6 protein-coding genes are annotated in these 6,278 nt (G+C 59.7%); 5 read left to right on the top strand and 1 reads right to left on the bottom strand.

The window, feature by feature from the left end; translation table 11 throughout:
• The 5 genes from QT222_RS08385 to phoU all read left to right on the top strand — a co-directional run.
• Positions 1-945: PstS family phosphate ABC transporter substrate-binding protein (locus tag QT222_RS08385; RefSeq protein ID WP_491476904.1), on the top strand; the 945-nt coding region annotated here is incomplete at its 5' end.
• Between the two features lie 62 nt (positions 946-1,007).
• On the top strand, positions 1,008-1,967 hold the full coding sequence (gene pstC, locus QT222_RS08380) for a phosphate ABC transporter permease subunit PstC (protein ID WP_004059794.1): 960 nt from the start codon (positions 1,008-1,010) through the stop codon (positions 1,965-1,967).
• A gap of 2 nt (positions 1,968-1,969) precedes the next feature.
• Positions 1,970-3,598: a phosphate ABC transporter permease PstA gene (gene pstA, locus QT222_RS08375; protein ID WP_004059795.1), complete on the top strand. Its 1,629-nt coding sequence runs from the start codon at positions 1,970-1,972 to the stop codon at positions 3,596-3,598.
• Positions 3,599-3,649: 51 nt separating this feature from the next.
• Positions 3,650-4,498, top strand: a complete 849-nt coding sequence (pstB, locus tag QT222_RS08370; protein WP_491476903.1) for a phosphate ABC transporter ATP-binding protein PstB — start codon at positions 3,650-3,652, stop codon at positions 4,496-4,498.
• A 217-nt stretch (positions 4,499-4,715) separates the two neighbouring features.
• Complete coding sequence (gene phoU / locus QT222_RS08365; RefSeq protein ID WP_491476902.1) at positions 4,716-5,396, top strand: phosphate signaling complex protein PhoU; 681 nt, start codon at positions 4,716-4,718, stop codon at positions 5,394-5,396.
• Between the two features lie 147 nt (positions 5,397-5,543).
• On the opposite strand, the gene QT222_RS08360 is transcribed toward phoU, so the two are convergent.
• The coding region (locus QT222_RS08360; RefSeq protein WP_491476901.1) for an ATP-binding protein at positions 5,544-6,278 on the bottom strand (735 nt) is incomplete at its 5' end.

Here is a 6,278-nt window from a genome sequence, read left to right as displayed (position 1 = left end):
GAAAGCAGCGGGGTTGGCTGGGGTGGCGGCGAACCCGGTGGAGCGGGGGAGTCGGGAAACGAAGGCGGACGGGGCCTGTCTGCACCCTGCGGCGTTTCCGGGTTTTCGCCGGTCTCCCCGCCCGCAACCGCCATGGCCGAGCGCTTCAAGGAAAAACACCCGAAGGTCAGCGTCCCCACTCAGCCCACCGGTACCGGTGGCGGGTTTGCGAACAACTTCTGTACCGGACAGACGGACTTCAACAACGCCTCGCGTCCAATCAAGCCCGAAGAGAAAGAGCAGTGTTCCAACAACGGTATCACCCCCCTCGAACTCAAGGTCGCAACTGACGCGCTGACGGTCATCGTCAACAACGACAACGACTTCCTCGGTGAGGGTCTTACCGTCGAACAGCTCAAGACCATCTTCTCCGCCGAGACCAAGCCCAAAACGTGGGCAGACGTCAACTCCGAGTGGCCGGACAAGGAAATCGAAATCTTCGGCCCCACCGACGCATCCGGTACCTACGACTACTTCATCGAGTCAATCCTCGGCGAGGAAGGTCCGGGTCACCGCCAAGATTACTCTCCGACCGAACAGGACCGCAACATCATTCAGGGTGTCAAAGGTTCGAAGTACGCCATCGGATACATGGGATTCGCCTACTACAGCGAGAACACCGACACCGTACAGGCTGTCGCCATCGACAACGGCGACGGTTACGTCGAACCGTCTCTCGACACGGCGCTTTCCGGCGAGTACACGCCGCTGTCGCGTCCGCTGTTTACCTACCCCGCGAAGGAGTCCCTCGCAGAGAAGCCCGTCGCCGAGTTCGCTCGCTTCTGGCTGAACAACTCCACGGATGAGAAAATCGTCGCCGACGAAGTCGGCTACGTCCCGCTCAGTGAGGACACACAGCAGGAGATGCTCGACAAGCTCAACTCGGCCATCGAAGAGGCTAAGTAGAGAATTCCCGACACAATAGCCTAACGAAGCGCTTTTTCACAACCCACAATTCATATCATCCAATGAGCACAGATGACCTCGAAACTGACCTCACGCGGAATACGGAGAACACGCCGCGTGAGTTACTGACGCGGTCGTTCTTTTTCCTGTGCGCGGCGTTATCCGTCGTGACGACACTCAGTATCGTTGGACTCCTCACCGTCGAGGCGTCCAAGTTCTTCAGCGTTACAGCCCCGCTGATGGGTGTCAAAGGGGAGACGGCGTCTCTCATCGACTTCCTCACAGGAACGACTTGGAACATACACAACCAGGAATTCGGCGTCCTCACACTCGTATCCGCGACCCTGATGGTGACTTTCGGGTCGGGCATCATCGCCCTTCCACTCGGTGTTGCGACGGCAATCTACCTCAGCGAGTACGCGAGTCCGCAGGCCCGTTCCATCCTCAAGCCCGCACTTGAGATTCTCGCCGGAATCCCGACCGTCGTCTACGGATTCTTCGCAATCCTGTACATCACGCCCGCGCTTAGTGTTATCTTCCCCAGCATCGGGACGTTCAACATGCTCTCTGCGAGTATCGTCGTCGGCATCATGATTATCCCGATGGTCGCGTCCATCAGCGAGGACGCGATGTCCGCCGTTCCGGACGAACTCCGACAGGCGGGCTACGGGATGGGCGCGACGAAGTTCGACGTATCCACCGGAATTGTCGTTCCCGCGGCGCTCTCCGGTATCTTCTCTTCGTTTATCCTCGCGATTTCTCGCGCTATCGGCGAGACGATGGCCGTCACCGTCGCTGCCGGTTCGAAAGCGCAGTTCCTCAATCCGTTCCTCCCCTCGTCCTACCTCGAAGGCGCGCTTCCGATGACCGCCGCGATGATCAAGCTACTCACCGGTGACATCACCGGCGGCGGACTGGCCTACCGTAGCCTGTTCGCTATCGGTCTCGTCCTGTTCGTTATCACGCTCATCATGAACGTCATCAGCGACTACGTGACACGGCGGTACCGGGAGGTCTACTAACCATGGCAACCGACACCGAATCCAGCTATGCCGGTGGCTTCGGTCAGGTCAGCCGAACGGCAGGAACTATCTTCCGGTATCTGCTGTTGGCTGCGACGATGTTCGGCATCGTCACACTTGCCGTACTCCTCGTCTACGTCGCAAACGACGCGATTCGACCGCTTACCGCCGACCTCGGATGGCACCTCACGTTCTTCGTGACGCTCGTGCTTCCGACGATACTCGTCGGCGGATATCTCTACCGGCGGAACACCGCCGCGCTCAAACTCGGAGGTCTGATTGTCGGCATGTTGGCCGTCTCTCTGCTGTTCAGTGGCGGAATGGCCATCACGTTCATCGATATTATCCCACCGCTCACTGGACTCTCGTACGCCATCGGACTCGCAATTCCCGCCGCGCTCACCGTCGTCCTGACGAAGTACGAAAACAAGATTTCGTTCACCCCACGTGTCGCCGTGACGGGTGCGGCCTTTTTCCTCTCGCTGTTCGGTGTTCCGGGCTACCTTCACAGCGTGCCGGAACTCGTCCAAAAAGCCCCGGTGGTTCCGACCGAATGGGTCATCCTCACTCTCGTTCTCGGTGGCGTGGTCGCACTCGCGGTCAGTCGATACGTCGCACGAATCCGCGAAGACACCACCGCAGGACTGCTCGCCGGTGTCGCCGCGCTCGGTCTGACGGGTCTCGCAGCACTCGTTGGCCCATTCCTGGGTATCGATGCGAACGCCCTCGTCGTCGTCACCACCGTCGCGTTCGTTCCCACCGCAACGTACGCTGGCGGCGCGGCGCTCACCCGTGAACAGGAACGAATCGGCCTCCTCTTCGCAGCAACCGTCATTGTCGGTTCGCTGGTCGGTGCGGCGGCCGTCGACATACTCGGGTTCGCCGGACCACAGTCGTGGGTCAACTGGCACTTCCTCACGAGTCCCCACAGCGGGTCTGCCGAGAATGCCGGTCTCTATCCCGCTATCGGCGGCTCCATCCTACTCATGGCCACAGTCGCCGCGCTCTCGTTCCCGATTGGCGTTGGTGCGGCAGTCTATCTCGAAGAGTACGCTCCTGACAACACCTTCACCCGCTTTATCGACGTCAACATCTCGAATCTCGCCGGTGTCCCCTCCGTCGTCTACGGACTGCTCGGACTCGGCGTGTTCGTCACGTACCTCGGACAGTCTACGGGGACCGTTCTCATCGGCGGTGCGACACTCGCACTGCTCATTCTGCCCATCGTCATCATCTCCTCCCGAGAGGCGATTCGGGCTGTTCCGGGTGACCTCCGACAGGCGTCCTACGGGATGGGTGCGACTCGTTGGCAAACCGTCAAGAACGTCGTCATCCCCGAAGCATTCCCCGGTATCCTGACCGGGACGATTCTCGCGTTGGGCCGCGCTATCGGTGAGACTGCACCGCTTATCATGATTGGTGCACCGAGCGTCGTGTTCAGTCTCCCGACCGAACTCTCCTCCAAGGTGAGTGCGATGCCCCTGCAGGTGTACGCATGGTCGAGTCTGTTCGCGAGTGAAGACTTCTACACGAAGGCCGTCCCGGCAGGCGTCGTCGTGTTGCTCGTCGTGCTCCTCGCGATGAACTCCATCGCCATCGTCCTCCGGAACAAGTTCGAAAGCGAAAGTTAAGTGAAACCAATGAGCCAAAGAGACAAAGCAACCGAGATAGAACAGTCAGCTATGACCGGAACAGAGGACCCGACGAACGACGAGATGCTCGTACAGACGGACGTAAGCGAGGGTCTCTCGGCGTCGGAGGAGTCGGTAACCCACGAGCCGGAGACCGTCATTCGCTCGGAAGACATCAACGTCTGGTACGGTGACGACCACGCGCTCACCGACATCTCGATGGAGATTCCCGAAAACAGCGTGACCGCGATGATTGGTCCCTCTGGCTGTGGGAAATCGACGTTCCTCCGGTGTATCAACCGCATGAACGACCTCATCGACGTTGCCCACGTCGAAGGTGACCTCACCCTCCGCGGCAAGAACGTTTACGACGATAATGTTGACCCGGTCGCACTTCGCCGCCGCGTCGGAATGGTGTTCCAGAAGCCGAACCCGTTCCCGAAGAGCATCTACGAGAACGTCATCTACGGCCTGAAGATTCAGGGAATCGACGGCGACTACGACGAAATCGTCGAGAAGTCGCTCAAGCGCGCCGCCCTCTGGGACGAAGTCAAAGACCGCCTCCACGAATCCGGTCTCGACCTGTCCGGCGGGCAACAACAGCGTCTCTGCATCGCCCGCGCGATTGCACCCGACCCGGAAGTCCTCTTGATGGACGAACCGGCGTCCGCACTCGACCCGGTTGCGACCTCACAAATCGAAGACCTCGTCGAGGAACTCGCCGAGGACTACACGGTCGTCATCGTTACTCACAACATGCAACAGGCCGCGCGTATCTCCGACAAGACCGCCGTGTTCCTCACCGGCGGCGAACTCGTCGAGTTCGACGACACGCAGAAAATCTTCGAGAACCCCGAAAGCCAGCGCGTCGAAGACTACATCACCGGTAAATTCGGATAACGCCGCGCCCGCGACTCGCACGAATCGAACTATCAGGCGGTCTTCGACCGTGGCATCGACCGTCAGCCCAGTCTGTACGTTCGGCTCAGTTCCGGTTTCGCTCATTCTGTTTGTCACCATCTCATCGAGCATCGGATTGTTCGAATCAATTGTTGTCCTTGTGACACATACTCAACCCATCACAAGGAATTTGATGCCTCCTCTCGGAACACCACATATGGCTAGAAACACGTACCAATCACGCCTCCGAGAACTCGAAGAGGACGTGTTGTACCTCAGCGAACTCGTCGCTGAACGGGTCCGATTCGCCCTCGACGCACTCGAAGACAAAGACGAACAGAAAGCACAGGAGGTTATCGAGGGGGACCGCGAAATCAACCGAATCTACCTCGACCTCGAACAGGACTGTATCGACCTGCTAGCACTCCAACAGCCAGTCGCAGGCGACCTCCGGTTCATCACGGCATCGTTCAAGATTATCACCGACCTCGAACGCATCGGCGACCTCGCGACCAACCTCGCGCAGTACGCAATTGACGCCGAACACGACGTGTACACGGAAGTTGACATCCAGCGCATCGGTGACGCTGCCCTCGATATGGTCGACCAGGCGATGGACGCCTACGAGAGCGAAGATACGGAACTGTGTCACTCCGTTGCCGAGCGCGACGATAGCGTCGACGCGATGTGTGACGAAGCCTCCCAGAGCATCGTCCGCGACCTCATGTCCGGCGACGACTTCGAAGGCGATAGCGACCTCGAACCCGAGGACTTCCTCATCGACGTGCGCCGACTCCTGCTTACGGTTCGCGACCTCGAACGCATCGGCGACCACGCCGTCAACGTTGCTGCGCGGACGCTCTACATGATCGACAACGACGACTCGCTGTTGTTCTAACTCGACCGACGATTTTCGGTACGGTTCCGTTTTCCCGTTTTCTCGCTTTCTACGTGCCTCGGCACAGATGCGTCTCTGACACATTGAACACGGAATCGCGACCAACCAATCAGTGCAAAAATCCGACGGCGATACGACGGCGGCGACCTATTGGAAGCCGATACGGCCGTCGCGCGTGTCGGGCGAGAGGCCCTCGCGGGTGCCGCCCTTGAACTGGTCTTGAATCTCTTCGTAGTACCGCATGAGGTCCTCGGTGATGGTCGGCCGGACCGACTCCATCGCCTTGCGGAAGTGCCGCATCTCGATTTCTTCGGCGTCGTCGTTCTCCCGAAGGGCCTCGATGGCGGCCTCGCGGCAGATGGATTCGAGGTCCGAACCGACGTAGCCGTCGGTTATCTCCGCAATTTCGCGGAGGCTCACGTCGGGCGCGAGCGGGCTCGACTGGGTGTGAATGTCGAGAATCTGCTCGCGACCCTCCTCTTCGGGTTGGCCGATGAGCACGAGACGGTCGAAGCGACCCGAGCGGATGAGTGCGGGGTCGATCATGTCCGGGCGGTTCGTCGCCGCGATGACCATGACGTTCCCGGTGTCTTCGAGTCCGTCTAACTCCGTCAGGAGCTGGTTGACGACGCGCTCGGAGACGTTGTTACCCATATCGTTGCCACGGGCTGGTGCGAGTGCGTCCAACTCGTCGAAGAAGATGATGGTCGGCGAGACCTGCCGCGCCTTGCGGAACGTCTGCCGAATCGCCTTCTCCGACTCACCGACCCACTTCGAGAGCAGTTGCGGGCCACGAACCGAGATGAAGTTCGCGTTCGTCTCGTTGGCGACCGCCTTTGCGATGAGCGTCTTCCCGGTTCCGGGTGGGCCGTAGAGGAGCAC

The sequence above is a fragment of the Haloferax sp. s1 genome, from assembly GCF_058382125.1.
This window is presented reverse-complemented; position numbering and strand designations above follow the sequence as displayed.

What these genes read in the sequence shown, in the direction of transcription:
- pstC (WP_004059794.1), top strand. Translation starts at nt 1,008, where the DNA reads ATGAGCACAGATGACCTCGAAACTGACCTCACGCGGAATACGGAGAAC.
- pstA (WP_004059795.1), top strand. Translation starts at nt 1,970, where the DNA reads ATGGCAACCGACACCGAATCCAGCTATGCCGGTGGCTTCGGTCAGGTC.
- pstB (WP_491476903.1), top strand. Translation starts at nt 3,650, where the DNA reads ATGACCGGAACAGAGGACCCGACGAACGACGAGATGCTCGTACAGACG.
- phoU (WP_491476902.1), top strand. Translation starts at nt 4,716, where the DNA reads ATGGCTAGAAACACGTACCAATCACGCCTCCGAGAACTCGAAGAGGAC.